The sequence below is a fragment of the Chthoniobacterales bacterium genome (assembly GCA_035274845.1).
Taxonomy (GTDB): Bacteria; Verrucomicrobiota; Verrucomicrobiia; order Chthoniobacterales; family UBA10450; genus AV80.
In genome coordinates this window covers 41,502-57,627 of sequence record DATENU010000014.1, presented here as the reverse complement: position 1 = coordinate 57,627, position 16,126 = coordinate 41,502, and the positions used below count along the sequence as shown (strand labels likewise).

10 protein-coding genes are annotated in these 16,126 nt (G+C 61.0%); 9 read left to right on the top strand and 1 reads right to left on the bottom strand.

The window, feature by feature from the left end:
* The 7 genes from VJU77_09645 to VJU77_09615 form a co-directional block, all read left to right on the top strand.
* Positions 1 to 352 (top strand): hypothetical protein (locus VJU77_09645; GenBank protein HKP03608.1); only part of this gene is annotated, 352 nt, incomplete at its 5' end.
* A gap of 123 nt (positions 353 to 475) precedes the next feature.
* Positions 476 to 1,504 carry a hypothetical protein gene (locus VJU77_09640; protein ID HKP03607.1) on the top strand — a complete coding sequence of 343 codons (1,029 nt, stop codon included), beginning with the start codon at positions 476 to 478 and terminating at the stop codon, positions 1,502 to 1,504.
* Positions 1,505 to 1,509: 5 nt separating this feature from the next.
* Positions 1,510 to 3,543 (top strand): TIGR02597 family protein, encoded by a 2,034-nt coding sequence (locus VJU77_09635; protein HKP03606.1) that lies wholly within the window; start codon positions 1,510 to 1,512, stop codon positions 3,541 to 3,543.
* Positions 3,500 to 4,738, top strand: coding sequence for a histidine kinase (locus VJU77_09630; GenBank protein ID HKP03605.1), 1,239 nt, complete (start codon positions 3,500 to 3,502; stop codon positions 4,736 to 4,738). Before VJU77_09635 ends, VJU77_09630 begins: the two co-directional genes overlap by 44 nt.
* Complete coding sequence (locus VJU77_09625) at positions 4,738 to 5,475, top strand: LytTR family DNA-binding domain-containing protein (protein HKP03604.1); 738 nt, start codon at positions 4,738 to 4,740, stop codon at positions 5,473 to 5,475. Before VJU77_09630 ends, VJU77_09625 begins: the two co-directional genes overlap by 1 nt.
* A gap of 55 nt (positions 5,476 to 5,530) precedes the next feature.
* The gene (locus VJU77_09620) at positions 5,531 to 8,581 is read left to right on the top strand and encodes a PD-(D/E)XK nuclease family protein (protein ID HKP03603.1); all 3,051 of its coding nucleotides are present in this window, start codon (positions 5,531 to 5,533) and stop codon (positions 8,579 to 8,581) included.
* A 202-nt stretch (positions 8,582 to 8,783) separates the two neighbouring features.
* Positions 8,784 to 11,957: a UvrD-helicase domain-containing protein gene (locus VJU77_09615; GenBank protein HKP03602.1), complete on the top strand. Its 3,174-nt coding sequence runs from the start codon at positions 8,784 to 8,786 to the stop codon at positions 11,955 to 11,957.
* Between the two features lie 24 nt (positions 11,958 to 11,981).
* Here the strand turns inward: VJU77_09615 and VJU77_09610 are convergent, their stop codons facing one another.
* Positions 11,982 to 13,112 carry an inositol-3-phosphate synthase gene (locus VJU77_09610; GenBank protein HKP03601.1) on the bottom strand — a complete coding sequence of 377 codons (1,131 nt, stop codon included), beginning with the start codon at positions 13,110 to 13,112 and terminating at the stop codon, positions 11,982 to 11,984.
* Positions 13,113 to 13,339: 227 nt separating this feature from the next.
* Here VJU77_09610 and VJU77_09605 point away from each other — a divergent pair, with 227 nt between their 5' ends.
* Positions 13,340 to 14,692: a TolC family protein gene (locus VJU77_09605; protein HKP03600.1), complete on the top strand. Its 1,353-nt coding sequence runs from the start codon at positions 13,340 to 13,342 to the stop codon at positions 14,690 to 14,692.
* A gap of 134 nt (positions 14,693 to 14,826) precedes the next feature.
* Positions 14,827 to 16,122, top strand: a complete 1,296-nt coding sequence (locus VJU77_09600; GenBank protein ID HKP03599.1) for a TolC family protein — start codon at positions 14,827 to 14,829, stop codon at positions 16,120 to 16,122.
* Positions 16,123 to 16,126 lie beyond the last annotated feature (4 nt).

The following is a 16,126-nucleotide window of genomic DNA, read 5'->3' as shown; positions in this document are numbered from 1 at the left end:
GGTGGGCAATGGCGACAGCGTGCTCATCAGCGGTTTCATTCTGGGAGAGGTGCAGAGTTCGACCGTTGTTCTGCGGGTCCTGGGACCGACTCTGGGCTCTTTCGGAATCGCCAATCCGTTAAGCGATCCGATCATGACGGTCTACAACAGTTACGGCACCATTTTGGCCAGCAACAATAACTGGCAGGACGATCCCAACGCGTCCGAGATTCAGCAGAACGGTCTCGCCCCGGGCAACGCCGCGGAATCGGCGATTGTTCTCCATCTGCCGGCGGGCGCTTACACCACTCTCGCTTTTGGCGCCAACGGATCGACCGGAGTCGGCTTGGTGGAAGTGTTTAATCTCCAATAAACGCTTCGGCGCTCGCGCCGCCTTTCGTCCCAAATCCGGCCCGGTTTGTCCCTAAAAAGTTGCGCTGGCTGCTGGAATCGTGTTTTGGCAATGGCATTCCGCGAAGCCCCGTTGATTCCACCAATGCAAAAACCACCGCAACCCTTTCACATTCCGCTGGAACGACGCCGCTTCCTGAAGAGCCTCGCGCTGATTTCCGCCGGCTTCACCGTTCCCGGCTATCTCGCGGAAGCGTTAACTCTCACGCCCCAAGTAACGCAGGGCCCCTACTATCCGCGGGGCGCCAACATCCCGTTGGACGATGATAACGACCTTGCCATTTTCGACCCAAACATTACGGCTGCCGCCGGAATTATTAGTTACATCAGCGGCCGGGTCCTCGATACCAGCGGCAATCCGATCAAGAATGCGCTGGTCGAAATCTGGCACGCCGACAACGGCGGCAATTACATCTACTCCGCCAGTGCGCCCCGCAATCCCGCCGCCGATCCAAAGTTCGCGGGCTTCGGACAATTCCTGACCGCGTCCAGCGGAGCGTATCTGTTTCGGACGGTCAAAGCCGGTCTTTATCAAGGCCGCACCCGCCACTTTCACCTGGCGGTTACGCTCCCGGGCCAGACGACCCGCTATACGTCGCAAACTTTCTGGAACGAAATCGCCCGCGACGCGAATGGCAATCCGTGGCCGACCCAGAACAGCAATGACATGGTCCTGCAGGGGATCTCAGATCCGCAGCAACGCGCCTCCGTCATTCTCGATTACACACCCGTCCCGGGGGCAACCATGGGAGAAGTGCAGGCCACTTATGATTTTGTCATGGGCATCACTCCGGTCGAGCCGACCTACCCAGGCGGTGGCAGTCTGCTCACCCAAGGCGCCTTAGTCGCGGGACCGGTGGGAGGCAATCCTCGCTTCAAACTCACTTTCCCGGTGTATAACGGCTACACCTACGAAGTCTACGGCGATCCGACTCTCGCCGACGTGAGCTGGAGGGCGCTGCCCTTTTCACTCGCTCAAACGGGGACAATCGACCGGAACCGTTACACAGCCACAGCTGATGGCAGCTTGAGCATCTTCGTCGAAGAGAAAGCGATAAAGGATTTCTACAAAGTCTCCTTCCGCGTTCCTGGCGCTAACATTGGCACTCCCTAATCGACATGAACGGAAAACTTTATCCTGTGAAATTGTCGCGCTCCTTCTTCTGCAACTTTGGCCGCTGGCCAGGTTTGGCACTCGTCCTCCTCTTCGCGACGACCGGTCTTTCCCAAACGGCCGGCAATAGCGACCCGAGCGGTTTCCTCAGCTTGACCGTTGACGGCACCGGCGGCGGCGCCAATCGCCTGACCTATCTGGGCCTCGGCGTCACCCGGCCAGTTGAATATCAGCGCACAGCCAGCGTCGTCGGAAGCAACAGTATCACGGACAGTGGCGCCAGCTGGACTTCCAATCAGTACGGCGGCGGCGTTTACTTCGTCGAGATCACCAGCGTCAATGGCTCGAACTCAGCAGCAGGAGTCGGCACCACCTACAGCATTCTCTCAAACACGACCACCACCCTGACCCTCGCCACGAACCTCGCCGCCGGCATCACGGCGCCGGTCGGGTACAAGATCCGGAAGCAATGGACCATCGCGAGTGTCTTTGGCGCTAACGATGAAGCCGGCCTCCAGGGTGGAACCGCCGCCACCGCCGATCTCGTGCAGCTTTGGAATGGAGCCGCCCTGGACTCCTATTACTATCAAACCTCAGGCAGCGTCGGCTGGCGGAAAGTCGGCGATACCGCGACGGACGCAGGCGGCACCCTGATTCCATTCTATTCCGCGGTCGTGGTAATGCGGCAGCAGACGGCGAACTTGAGTTTTGTTTTGAACGGCACCGTCAAGTCTGGCCAGACGTCAATTCCAATTGTCGTAGGGGATAACTACGTCGGAAATGTTTACCCATCGAATCTCACCCTGGCAGGCAGTAATCTCTACACCGGAAATGGTGCGACCGGGCTGATCGGCGGCGATTCCTCCACGGCAGACCAGGTGATGCTTTGGAACGGCACCGCTTTCGATATTTATTACTATCAAACCTCAGGCGGCGGCGGCACAGGGTGGCGAAAAGTTGGCGACTCATCTACCGACGCCGGACAGACCGTCATTGCGCAAGGCTCCGGCTTTGTCATCAAGCGACGCAATGGGGGTGCCTTCAATTGGGTCGTTCCTGAAACGTTAACTGGGGGCGCGCCGACTCCGACACCTTCCGCAACACCGACGCCAACGGCGACCGCTACCGCGACAGCAACACCCAATCCGACGGCTACACCCACCCCCACCGTGGCGCCCACGGCCACCGCAAGCCCTTCGCCGACCGCCACGCCTGGCGTCACTCCGACTCCTACATCCACACCTTTGCCGTCGGCCCAGACACTTAACCTCTCGACCCGGATGCGCGTTCAAACCGGGGACGGCGTGGGCATTGGCGGCTTCATCATCACTGGGACCGCCCCGAAGCAGGTGCTGATTCGTGGAATCGGACCGTCGCTGTCCGGCTTCGGAGTTCCTGACGCCCTTGCTGATCCGACGCTCGAGCTCCACGGTCCCACCGGTTTTGTTACGGTCACGAATGACAACTGGAGAGACGATCCAGCCCAGGAGGCATTGATCATAGCCAGCGGCCTCCCGCCGGCGAGCAACCAGGAAGCAGCCGTCGACGCGACTCTGCCCCCCGGCGCCTACACAGCCATCCTCGCAGGCAAGAACAACGCTTCGGGAGTAGCGCTCATCGAAGTTTACGACCTGAACCCCGCGGCCAACTCGCACCTCGCCAACATCAGCACTCGCGCCTTCGTGAGCACGGCCGATAACGTCGTGATCGCCGGCTTCATCCTGGGGAACAACAGCGGGAATGACAAAGTCGTGGTGCGAGGCCTCGGCCCCAGTCTGGGCGCGGTGGGCGTCCCGAATGCTCTCGCGAATCCGCTTCTGGAGCTTCGCGACAGCAACGGCACGGTTCTCCTGCAAAACAACAATTGGGGAGACGATACTGCGCAAGCCGCCGAACTCACGTCGGCAGGCCTCGCCCCTTCGAACAATTTGGAAGCCGCCCTGGTAGCAACGTTGCCGCCGGGCGCTTACACCGCCTTACTGGCAGGGGTTAACAATGGCACCGGTATCGGCCTCATCGAAGTCTACGATCTCCCGTAAATCTGCTTCCAGCGCCGGCAACGGGAACCGCACCCGCGAGTTTCCGGCCGGGAGTTCCACAATCCGAAGCCGGCCGGGCGGATTCCTGCATGGTCTTGCTTCCTGGTTGAAGAGCTGGCTCTGGTCCTTTCTGGGATGGAGCGTGGTCCCGCTCGTCCTCGGCGCAAAACTGGCGGCGGATACGGGTGGCCCCTGGACCATGACAATCCGCCCTGGCATTCGCGATTGGCTGCCGTGGGCGGTTCTGACCCCGATTATCTTCCGGTTCGTCCGCCGATTTCCGATTGATCGCCAGAGCTGGAAAACCAGAGTGCCGCTGCATCTTGTCTGCTGCGCATTCGTCGTCGCTCTTTGCCAATGGTGGCAGGCATTCTTCGATCCATTGTTCCGGCCCGCGCCGCTGCCTCCGCCGCCTCCGGGCGCACCACCACCCCACTTCGGACCAGCCCGGCCTCCGCCCCCTCCGCCTCCGGGTGCACCACCTCACTTCGGGCCGAGCCCCGCCTGGGTTGACCTGTTTCACGTCGTCACCTTTGGGTTGCCAATTTATTTGATGATCGTTAGCGGAGCGCACGCCGTCCTTTTTTTCCGCCGCGATCAGCAGCGCTCAGCCAGTCTCGCGCAGGCGCGCCTGGAAGTTTTGAAAAGCCAGCTCCAGCCTCATTTTCTCTTTAACACCCTTAATGTGATCGCGGAGCTGGTGCATCAGGATGCAGAGAAAGCGGACGCCATGATCACGGCGTTGAGCGACATGCTTCGCCTGACGCTCGATTCCGCTGCCGACCAGTTCGTTCGTCTGAGACGCGAAATTGATTTTGTCGAACGCTATATTGCCATCATGCGGGTCCGCCTCGACGAAAGACTCGACTATAAATGCGAAGTCGCACCAGCCCTTCTCGATGCGATGGTGCCTCCCTTTCTCCTCCAGCCTTTGGTCGAGAATGCCATCTTGCATGGGATCGAACCGATCCCGGAAGGAGGCGTAGTCACGGTCCGGGCCTGGCGGGCGGGCGACCAATTGCATCTCTCCGTCGCAGATAACGGCGTCGGCCTCAAAGCACCGCCCGACCGCGAAGGCATCGGCCTGGCCAACACTCGCGCGCGGCTGCAGGAATTGTTTGGAAACGAAGCCAAAATATCTTTGACTAACGGAAGCGGCGTTACCGTTGAGGTGACGCTCCCATTCCGCACCTGATGCCAGACCTGCGCGCGCTCATCGTTGACGACGAACCTCTCGCTCGGCAACGCCTGCGCCGCCTGCTGGCCAAAGATCCTGAAGTCAAAATCGTCGGAGAATGCGCGGATGGCGCCACGGCGTTGAAAGCTGCGCGGAGCCAAAACCCCGATCTGCTCCTCCTCGACATTCAAATGCCGGGCATGGACGGCTTCGGAGTGGTCGAGGGTCTTCCTCCGGGAGAAGCGCCCGTGGTTGTCTTTGTCACCGCCTTCGACGAGCACGCCGTTCACGCTTTCGAGGCCTGCGCGCTCGACTATTTGCTGAAGCCGGTGTCGCCGGCCCGGCTCGCGAAGGCTCTTGCTCGCGTGAGAAAACATCTCACCGCGATGAGAGCCAATCCTCCGGCTCAACCCTCCGAAGACACTTCCACTATCGCCCCGAAATTTCTGGTTCGCTGCGGACAGCGCACCAGTTTCGTTTCCCCCGATGAAATTGAATGGATCGAAGCCGATGGAAATTACGCCATTCTTCATTCCGGCGGACGCAATCACTTTCTCCGGGCCACGTTGTCAGCCTTGGAGACACAGCTCCCGACTCATTTTTTCCGCGCGAGCCGCTCTGCGATTCTCAATCTCCGCTGTGTGAAAGAGCTTCAATCCGCCGGCGGCAACCATTTCGCCGTCATGACGGACGACTCAAAAGCGCCGCTCACCTGCGGCGTGCGCACCGTCGAAGAACGGCTTCGTTCCCTCTGATTGAGATATTAAGCCTCTCGGCGAAAGCCCTTGCTCTTTCTGCTAGAGTCCGACCGTGCCCCGAACCGGAAACAAACGAAATTCCTCTCTCCGCATCGCCACGTCGGCCCGCGACGCATGGGATGGCGTCATTCGCGGCTGGTTTGAGGAAGTGCGGCTCCAATCGTGGAAGGAAGAACGTCCCTGCGCGGTCGTTGTCCCCACCAGAGCGCATGTCCACGCCTTGAAGGAGCGCTTGATGCGCGATAGCCAATCGCATCTCGGCATTCAGTTCGTTACGCCGATGGGTTTGCGCGACCTGCTTAGCCGTGACGGCGCCACCAACGTTTCGCCGCGCGAGCATCTTCGCTTGCTCCTGGCCGTCACAGCGGAGGAAATTCTCCGGGCCTCGAAAGTCGGCGGAGCCACCCCGGAAAATCTGGCGGCCAAAGCGGTCGTCCGGGCGCCAGATCATTTGCTCCGCACCCTGGATCGGCTGGAGAACGCGGGCTGGGATTTCGATCGGCTTGGATTGGATTCGTTTCAACCAATTGTGCGCCGGTTCCGTGAACAACTGGGCCGTAGCGATCTCTGTTTGGCGGGGGAATACGACCGCAAGGTGCTCGACGCCGCGACTTCAACTCCACCGGTGATCGCCCATCTTCTGATTTGCGGCTTCGATGCGGCTCATTGGCCGCATTGGTTTCTTCTCCGCGCCGCCGTCAATTCCACTGAGAAGGCAACCGTGCTCCTGGAGTACCCGCGAGAGAATTCCGGAATCGATCTGGCCTGGATCGGTTCGTGGGAAGAACTGCTTGGTGAAGCTGTCCCCGTTCACGCACCCGCTACTCCGGCGCTCGATGCTCTGTTCACCGAGGCGGAGATGCGCGGCGAATCCGAGGCGAGTGCGGACTGCACCTTTGTCGTCGGGACCGACGCCGCTCAACAAGCGCAGGCGATCGCGCAGGTCTGTTCGCGCTTTCTGGCCGAGAAAAATGCGTTGCGCGTCGGGGTCGTTTTCGCCGCCGCGGGGTCGCTCCCGCGCCTGGTTTCGACCGCGCTCACGAATCGCGAGATCCCGCACAACGATGGTTTCGGCCATCCCGTTCCTGGACTTTTCGAAGCCGCGGAATGGCGAGCGTGGCTTCAACTTCAGCGCGGACCGCGTCTGAGTTCGCTCCTTCGTTTTCTCGGCGCTTTCCGGAATCGGCAAAAACTGTTTCCCGAACTGCGGCCCGAGCGTTTTGAAAAAACGCTTCGTTCAATCCATGCCCAAATTCTGATCGACGACCTGGTCTTGCTGGATCGGTTTTGCCACGCCAATCCGCGGCCGGAGCGGCGGGAAATTATGGAATTACTCGCGCTTCTCCGGTTCCTGCCAGGCCGCGCAACGTTCCCTGAATTCCTGGCCGCTACCGGCGAAGCATTTGAGCGCCTGCATTGGAAGCAACAGTGGATGGCGCTCTCCCGGCAAAACCTCGAGTGGACCGAAAACGTTTCCGCAACGTTCTCGCGGGTCTTGTACCTGCGCTGGCTGGAGGAAGTCGCCTCCAGTTTCTCAGCGGGACGCGACCCGACGGGCGATCATCCCTACGCGCGGGTGCAATTGCTGACGGTGGCACAGGCCCAGGGCCAGGATTGGTCGCATCTCATTTTCGCCGGATGGAATGAAGGAAGCTGGCCGCCGCCGGAAAAAGGCGAGTTCGCGCGCGAGGAAGAGATCGAGGAATTCAACCACGGCATCCAACAACTCAATCGCCACGCCGCGAAACAAGGACGGCAAGGGGAAGGACACCTGACGGTTCGTGAAAATCATGCGCTCTATCTCGGGCCGCGGGAGCAGCGGCAGATCGCGCTGCGCCAATTTTACGCCCTGGCTGAATCCGCGCCCGGCGGAATTGCGATCGGCGCGAGTCTGGCCCAGGAATCAGCGCCTGATCGTCCATGGAATCCGAGCGAATTGTTCACCCAACTTTATCAGAACGCGCGCCGGCGTCCGTTGACTCAGGCCACCCTGAAGGAACTGCAACGCGAGACCGCAGCGTGGTTGGAAAGTGCGGATGCACCAAAGCCGGCCTCGCCTTCGCCGAAGGCAACGCAAACGCGCGTAGCCTACGACGCGCGCCGCGATCCGGAGACGGGCTCGGGCGAATACGACTTCGCGCTCCGGGAACCATCCCCTCTCGATCCGATCTTGAGTGTGAGCGAATTCGAAACGGTGGTGAAATCGCCGGCCCTGGTCTGGATGAAGAAGTATCTCGGGATTGAAGGCGCGGAGGACGATTCGAATCCTTGGAGCGCGGCGACCGGTCAATGGGTGCATCGCTGGCTAACCAAAGTCGCCGGTCCTGAAGCGGAACGGAGTTTCCTAAGGACTCCTGATGCCGCTGAAATCGACCGGGCGATCCGCGTGGCCGCGGAAGATAAATTCGCGGAGATTGAAGCGCTCGGCCGTTCCGCCGAAAGAGCAATCCCAGATTGGTGGCGTTCCGGCTGGCAAAACGCCTTTTGTCTCGCCCGCATTCTCGGAGCCAAGCTCGCCACTATCGAGGATTGGCCGTGGATGGCCGCCGAATGGACAATCGAGGGAACCGAACCGGTCCGGATCGATGCCGAGAACACGCTACGCTTCCGCGGCCGGATCGATCTGATCCTGGCCCATCGCGATATTCGCGGGCTGGAAGCCGATGAACTTTGGATTCTCGATTACAAAACCGGCGCGAACAAAAAGGCGCTCGCTCCCGCGCGGGAAGACACGGAAAAGCGGCGTTCGCAACTCCACAAAAAAATCCTCGACGGCTCGGCGATCCAACTGGCGCTTTACGGTCTCGCGGCGCGGCAGCTGGGGGCGCAGCAGGTTTTCCTGAGCCTGGTGTCGCCGGCAATAAAACCGATCACGCCGCAGCTCTCCGTCGACCAAATGGACGCCGAAGCGGAAGCGTTTCGCGAGCTGGCCAGAATGCAGCGGACTGGAATCTTCGGAATGCTCGGTCCGGTGCGGTCCGCGTGGGCGTTCAACCGCGAATATCCGCTCGCCACCCTCGCCATCGATCCAGAAATCCTCGAGCGCCGCTGGGAGATCACGCATCCGGCGCTCGCGAAGGAAGAAGAGGAGGCCTACTGGTGAACGCCGCCGACGTTAGCGCCAGAGGCGCGAAGGAATACACCCCGAAGCGGAGCGCAGCGGAGCTCCGGGACCAGATGTCATCTCGATCGAACCCCTGCAAAGGGGTGTCGGAAACCGTGGCACGCCAAGACCGACGCCGATTCGCTAATACCGCATTCCCTCGCCCCTTTTCTTCGGACGCTTGCTTTCATCGTTCCGTCCCATGACGCAAAATCTGAAGCAACCAAGCGATCAATCGCAGCGCGACCGTTTTGTTGAAGAATTGGAGCGCAATTTTTCCGTTGTAGCTTCGGCCGGTTCGGGAAAGACCCGTGCCATCACAGACCGCGTCCTGGAGATCGCGCGTTCAGGGGAGGCGCGCGAAGTTCTGCCGCGGCTGGTCGTGGTCACGTTTACGAATCGGGCGGCGGACGAGATGCAGCAGCGCAGCCGCCAGCAAATTCTGGCGGAAAATCTCGATGCGGAAGTCGTGAGCGCCTTCAATCGCGGGTTCTTCGGCACCATCCACGCCTTCTGCATGAAGCTGTTGACGAACTATGGCCATTATCTCGGGCTGCCCGCGCCGCTCGAATTAATCACCGACGACGAAGACCTCTGGCAGGAGTTTGTCCAACAGCAGCCGCGGCTCGGTCAGTCGTTGAGCGAGAAGAATCGTGCCGCCCTTTTTCGACTCGCGCAGGCGCGCGACATCATGGAACTCGCACGCCGTGCCGGGTCCGCGCTCCTCCGACCGGGCGAAATCGGGCCGTGCCCGAAATTCAATTTCAGCGAAGTCCGTCGCGCCCGAGACACCGGCGGACGGGACACGATCAAGAGAACGCAGGAAGAACTGGCGGACTGGGAAACGCGCTTCGAGTCCGATTGGGAATTCCTGCGCTGGCCGAATTGTTTCACGAGCGCGAATGCAAAGTTCACCGGCGTTTGGCGCGAATCGCTACGCCCATTGCGCCGATGGGTGGCCGACGCGGCCCTCTGTGTCGCGGCGGAAGTGCAGCGGGATTACCGGGATTTCCGGCTCGAGCGGGGCGTTGTTACCTATGCCGACCAGATCGCCCTGGCGGACGAATTGCTTCAGCATCCGGCCGCCGGTCGGCGCGTGCGCGAACAGAATTTCCGCGTCATCCTCGACGAAGCGCAGGATACCGATCCCGCGCAATTCTCGGTCCTGCTCGAGACCGCGCGCCCGCCGGAAGCGAACGGCTACTGGCTGGAAACGAAAACGGCGCCGCCGCGTCCCGGCCACTTTTGCATGGTCGGTGATCGCCAACAATCGATCTTCGGCGACCGTGCCGATCTCGCCCATTACGAGCGGGTCCACGATACGCTCGTCGAAACCCGCTCGGCCGAAGAGCTGACTTTCTCGGTCACGTTTCGGCTCGATCAAAGCCAGGTCGATTTTATCAATCGCATCTTCCGCGACATCCTGAACGAGGAGGACGGTCAGGTTCGCTTTGTGGAATTGCAGCCGCGTCCGGCCTTTCTCCCTGGCCAGGTAATCCGCGTTCCCCTCGGCGAAGAGTTGCTCAAGAGCCGCGCGGACTTGAAGGACTACGAGAAGGCGAACATCGAGGCGGAGCAGCTTGCCCGATGGATCGAAACGACCGGCTTGGAGAAATTGCGGGCCGGCTCCTGGCGCGACGTCGCGATTCTGTGTCCGCGCAAAGCGTGGCTCCGGACGATGGCGCGGGCGCTGCGGAAACGCGGACTGCCGGTGGCCATGCAATCGGAAAGCGCAATCAAGGCGGACAGTCCCGCCTACGCATGGTTGACCGCGCTCTGCACGATCATGACCGACCCGCTGAACGGTTACGAAGTCGCCGGAGTTTTGCGCGAAGTCTTCGGGATCGCGGACGCCGACCTCGCGGTTTTCGCCGAGGGCGACGGCACTCGGTTCCGGATCGACAAGCCGCGCAAACTGGCGGGGGACGTTGGCTCGGAGGTCCGCCATCTCGCCGAAACGCGGCAACGTCTCGAGGGGAAATCGCTCTTCGAGGCGATCACGGTGCTCGTTCGCGAAACGCAGTTGCGCGACCGATTGAGCGCGCTGCCCACGGAAGACTTCGACGATTTGGCCGGCGAACTGGATGCACTTCTCGCTCTTTCCGCCGAGGCTGAGGCGCAGGGCGCGACCCTGACCGATTTCGCCGAAAAACTCCGGGCCGATTTTGAAACTCCGCGAGAAGCGCGGCTATCAGCGATCGACGGCATTCAATTAATTACCTCGCAGAAAGCCAAGGGGTCGGAATGGCAGGCGGTGATTCTGCCATTTCTCGGACGCGACATCCGGTTCCCGTCGCCGCGTTATCCATCGCTCATCCGGACGCCGGGATCGGGCGAAATTCTCGTGGCCTTGAGCAAGGAAGACCCAACGGACGACCTGAAAAAGGCGCGCACCCTGGCCGAGCAGCAGGAAATGCAACGTCTGCTTTATGTCGCGACGACGCGCGCCCGGCACACTTTGGTTTTGGCGCTTGATCGCGGCCTTTTCCAAAAAAAAGAGGCTCTGTCGAGTCGCGCGCAACTGACTCTGCTGAATGACGACAAGAACGCCGCCGTGTTCGCGGCGTTGGAGGAAATCCCGGCGGCGTGTCCCTTCACTTCCGCAGCCCGCCTGATCGAGTCTCGGAAAAGCGATGAGACGGCTTCCGCCTTGCCGACTTCAGGCCCGAAGGAGATGCGGACCGCCCGCCGGCGGGCCAACGATTTCGTCCACAAGTTCAATCCGAGCGCCTACGATCCGGAGATCGCTGGGGAAGGCGCGGAGGAACTCAGCGACCGGCCGGTCCGCGCCAAATCCACGCCGGACACGCCCGCGACTTTGTATGGGCAATGGTGGCATACGCTTTTTCAACGGATCGAATGGCGCGACGGGAGTGAAGCGGCAGACGAACTCTTCCGGCAGCTCTTGCCCGTTTCGCCCGATCAGCGGCGGGCGACGGCAGAATGGAAACTCGTTCGACAGCAGTTTGCCGATGACTCAATCCTGAAACAATTTCTCTCGAAGCCGGGCGCGACAGTCCACACAGAATTCCCTTTCGCCTGGAGCGTGGACCAGAAGAGCTGCGTCGAGGGATTGATCGATCTGCTGATTGCCGACACGCAAGAGAACCGTTGCTTTCTGCTCGATTGGAAGACAAACCAGATCGAGAGCGGAGAGGAGAACCTTTTGCGACAGCGTTACCTGCCGCAGCTCGCGGCTTATTGGAAGGCCGTTCGCGAAATTACGAAATGGGACGTCGAAGCGGGCATTTTTGCGACAGCGACTGGGCAGTTCCTGGCTTACGACCCGGATGAGCTGGCGACAGAGTGGAAACGACTAAGCCTCTTGCCAGGAGATGAGTTGACCGCGGAAATTCTGGACGACGGGATTCTATAGTCGCGTCGTTGTAGCGCCGGCGCCCTAGCTCGCCCGCTGGCCGGCGATAAATTCTTCCACGCTGCGGTAGGCTTCTTCATCCGTCATTTGCAAGGGCGGATGCTTCGAAAAATAGGCGGAGGCGGAATGAAGGGCGCCGCCCTGGCCGCGGTCGAGCGCCAGTTTGCAGCAGCGGATCGCATCGATGGCCACGCCGGCTGAGTTCGGCGAATCTTCCACGGAAAGTTTCACGTCGAGCTCCATCGGCACGTCGCCAAAGAGCTTTCCTTCCACGCGGATGAAACAAATCTTGTTGTCGTTCTGCCACGGAACGTAGTCGCTCGGACCGATATGAATGTTTTCATCGTCCAGCCGGTTCCCCATGACCGATTGCACCGCCTCGGTCTTGGAAGTCTTCTTCGAAGCCAGCCGGCTGCGATTGAGCATGTTCAGGAAATCCGTGTTGCCGCCGGTATTGAGCTGGTAGGTGCGCTCGACTTTGACGCCGCGTTTTCGGAACAGATCGACGATGGTGCGATGCAAAACCGTCGCGCCCATCTGCGCCTTGATGTCGTCGCCTACGATCGGCAATTTTTTGTCGGCAAAACGTTTGGCCCACACCGGATCGCTGGCAATGAAAACCGGGATGTTATTGACGAACCCGAGACCGGCTTCGAGGGCGCAGGCGGCGTAGAAACGCGTCGCCTCCTCGGAACCGACCGGGAGATAATTTACCATGATTTCCGCGCCCGACTTACGCAACGCTTCGATGATCTGTTCCCTGGTCGATTCTTTTTCCAGCGGCTGAAACGTCCGGGCTGCGTCGTACTCCTTCATGTGGTCCGCGCAACCATCGAAAACGCAGCCCATCATGACGATGGCGCCCGTGGGCGCGATCTGTTTGGAAAAAACCTTGGTGCAATTCGGCGGAGCGAAAATCGCCTCGGCGGCGTCGAGACCAACCTTGCGGCGGTCGATGTCGAAGGCGGCGACCACCTCGATGTCCTGCGGCTCGTAAGGCCCAATCTTCCGGTGCATCAGCCCGACATCGGCGCCGTTCGTACCGTTGGCGCCGTTTCCACCGTGGGTGGCCGTCCGTCCGTAATAATTGATGCCCTGGAGGAGCGAACTGAAGCAGTTCCCCACTCCAACGACGGCAATTCTGATTTTGTTCATTATGCGAAAGACGGAGCTGAGCCGCAGTCCCTCCGGGAGGACCCGGGCTGAGGTCTGCCATGATAGAGCAAATGGACCGCGATGCAATCTCCGGTGTCGATTTCCCGCCCCCCCCGCCCGGACCGCCCCTTCCCCGGGGCGTCATTATGGGAATTTAGTTGATAAAGCCACCTGTCGGACGTGAGATAGGATGGATGCGCCGTAGTTCCCGAGTCCTTCTTTTCCTGATGGCCTCGGCTTTCGGAGCCCGGTTTGGCGCGGCCGGCCCGGCTTATTCGGTCGACGAGGCCGTCGCCCTGGCAAAAAAGCAGAACCCGGAAATCCTGATGGCCGCGAAACAGGTGGAGGCGGCGCGGGGTGGCGTGGTGGAAGCACGCGCCGGATTTCTCCCGGGGGTGGTTTCCAATGGGATCCTTCGGAAACGGGAACGCGCGGAGCCGTCGCGCCTGCGATCGGATGACTACGATGCCTCGGTCCAGATCGTGCAAAATCTTTATACAGGCGGCGCCATCACGAGCCAGCTCGCCATCGCACGCCTGATCGAGGAAAAGCGCACCCTCGAATACCAGGCGCTCGTCAATCGCGTCTCCATGGATGTGCGGCTGGTGTTTTACGACGTTCTCCTGAACCGCGCCCAGATTCGGGTCCGCGAACAATCGGTGCGCGTTTTCGAAGAAGAACTCAAGACCCAGCGGGAACGATTCGAGACCGGGACCGTCGGGTCGCTGAATGTCAGCCGGGCCGAGGTTGCCTTGGCGAACGAACAACCGGAGTTGATCGACGCCCAGACGCGCCTCCAGAATTCCGAGCTGAGGCTCGCTCAGTTGATCGGCGTGGATGCATCCGGCAAGCCGGTTTCGCGGGTCCAGGCCGCCGGGCAATTGCAATATGCGCCGAAGCATCCGGATTTGACCGAATGCCTTGCTTACGCGGACGTGACCCGGCCGGAAATCAGGGCTCGCCAGATCGACGTGGAAATCGAGACCCAGCAGTTAGCCCTCGATCGGAGCGCGACCCGCCCGCGAGTGGAAGCGTTTGCCGGCTACGAAGTTTATAGCGAGCGCGATCCGGAAGTCGGCCCAGAGTTCAACCACGGGTTTGTGGTCGGACTAAACGCGACCTGGCATATTTTCGACGGCTACGCCACCCGGGGCCGGCTTCAGGCCACCAACGCCCGTCGCGACGCGGCCCTTCATGCTTTGGAAGCGGCGAAGCTCTCCGTTGCCTCTGATGTGCGGAGCGCTTTTCTCGATCTCCAACAGGCGGAGCGCGTCCTTCAATCGGAAACGCGGAACGTGCAGAACGCCGACGAATCGCTCGAGATTGCGAAGGGAAATCTGGCGGCGGGCCTCGGCACCCAGCTCGATATTCTTCAAGCCGCTTCCGATGTGACCCGCACCCGCACGACCCGGGTCGGGGCGATCTATCTTCATAATGTGGCCATGGCGCGGCTGGCGCGGGCCTGTGCGCGCGAACCGGATTCGTTAGGGTTCGCGCCGAAGGTCACGAAAAAAACGCCTGGCACAAAGGCGGTGGCGGATATCGCGGCTCCGCCGACCACGTTAGGAGGGGCGCGATGATGGCGTTCTTCTTCTGTAGCAGTCGCCCTGCGGGCGACTCCAATGTGGGAGGGGCCTGTGTGCCCCGACTGGTCGCCGCGCAAAGGCGCCTCCCACTTTCGCTTCGCACAGCGAAGCGGCTACAGAAGATGGCCGTGGCCACGCTTGTCCTGATGGCCGCGCCGCACAGTTACGCCATTACTCTCAACGCGGCGTTCGCCCGGACGCTCGAGAAGAATCCCGAGATCGTTCAAGCCCGGATCGCTCTCGAACAGGCAGCCGGCCGCCGCCTGGTTTTGCGCTCGAACGCCCTGCCCGACCTCAGGATCCAGGGGCTCGCCGGCGTGCAAGGTGGAAAACGCGCGGACGAACCACCCATTCGGCCGTTCGCCTTTGCCCGCGGTTTCTTCACTCAACCGCTCTTCGACGCCGCCATTCCCGCTTCCCGGCGGCGCGGCGACATCGAAGTGCTCATTGCGCAACAGCGCCTGAACGTCGAGATCGTCCAGCAACTGCACACCGTCCAGATCGCCTTCTACAGCGCGCTCTACAATAACTCCCTCCACGCTCTTGGTGAGGCGCAACGGCAGCGGCTCGCCCAGAACGTCAGCACCCAGGATGAGCGTTATCGCGCCGGGCAAACGAACCGCGCGGGTTTGATTAGCGCGCAGTTGCTCGAACGCGAGCTCGAGCCGCGCATCCAGGAAGTGCAACGCGGCTATGAAGGCGCGTTGCTCACTCTGGCGACCGTCATGGGCAGCCAACCTGACGCCGCCGTTCGGCCCGATGGCCCATTGGAATTCAACCCGATCAACTACGATCTCGCCTCGGAAACGAAGGTCGCTCTCTCGGAACGCGCCGATCTCCAGCTCGCGCGGCTTCTGGTTCGGGCCGCTGAGGAAGATCAACGGATCATTGAAGCTCAATATTACCCGGCCCTCAACGCGACCATCTCCGGCACTTTCATTCCCGTCACGATCCACACCTCAAACAGCGGCGGTTCGGCCAGCGCCGACAACACCCTCTCGTCCGAAGGGGCCGTGGGCGTCGCTTACACCTGGCGGGTCGTGGACAACGGCAAAGTCGGCGGGCAGGTGGCGCGGCAACGCGCGATCCGCGAGATGAACGAGATCTCGCTCCGGCAACTCGAAACGAACACCTCTTTGGAATTGAAACGCATCTCGAACAATCTCCACGCCATCGAACGCCGCTGGAAATCGCTCAACGCCGCCGTCGCCGCCGCCGAACAAAACGTGAACGTGATCCAGCGCACGCTGGAGGAAGGGCTTTCCTCCCAGTTGGAATTTCGCACCGCCGAAAGCACTTTCCTCGAAACCAAGAGCGCGCTTCTTTCCGCCGCTTACCAGCAAAAGGTGGCGCGGGCCGAATGGGACCGCGCGACCGGCCGCTATTTTCAGTTTTCCGGGGACACCGGGAGCAACCTGCATTAGTTCC

Coding starts and splice junctions, on each gene's coding strand:
- VJU77_09640 (HKP03607.1), top strand. CDS start 476: ATGCAAAAACCACCGCAACCCTTTCACATTCCGCTGGAACGACGCCGC.
- VJU77_09625 (HKP03604.1), top strand. CDS start 4,738: ATGCCAGACCTGCGCGCGCTCATCGTTGACGACGAACCTCTCGCTCGG.
- VJU77_09605 (HKP03600.1), top strand. CDS start 13,340: ATGGCCTCGGCTTTCGGAGCCCGGTTTGGCGCGGCCGGCCCGGCTTAT.
- VJU77_09615 (HKP03602.1), top strand. CDS start 8,784: ATGACGCAAAATCTGAAGCAACCAAGCGATCAATCGCAGCGCGACCGT.
- VJU77_09610 (HKP03601.1), bottom strand. CDS start 13,112: ATGAACAAAATCAGAATTGCCGTCGTTGGAGTGGGGAACTGCTTCAGT.
- VJU77_09635 (HKP03606.1), top strand. CDS start 1,510: ATGAACGGAAAACTTTATCCTGTGAAATTGTCGCGCTCCTTCTTCTGC.
- VJU77_09630 (HKP03605.1), top strand. CDS start 3,500: ATGGCACCGGTATCGGCCTCATCGAAGTCTACGATCTCCCGTAAATCT.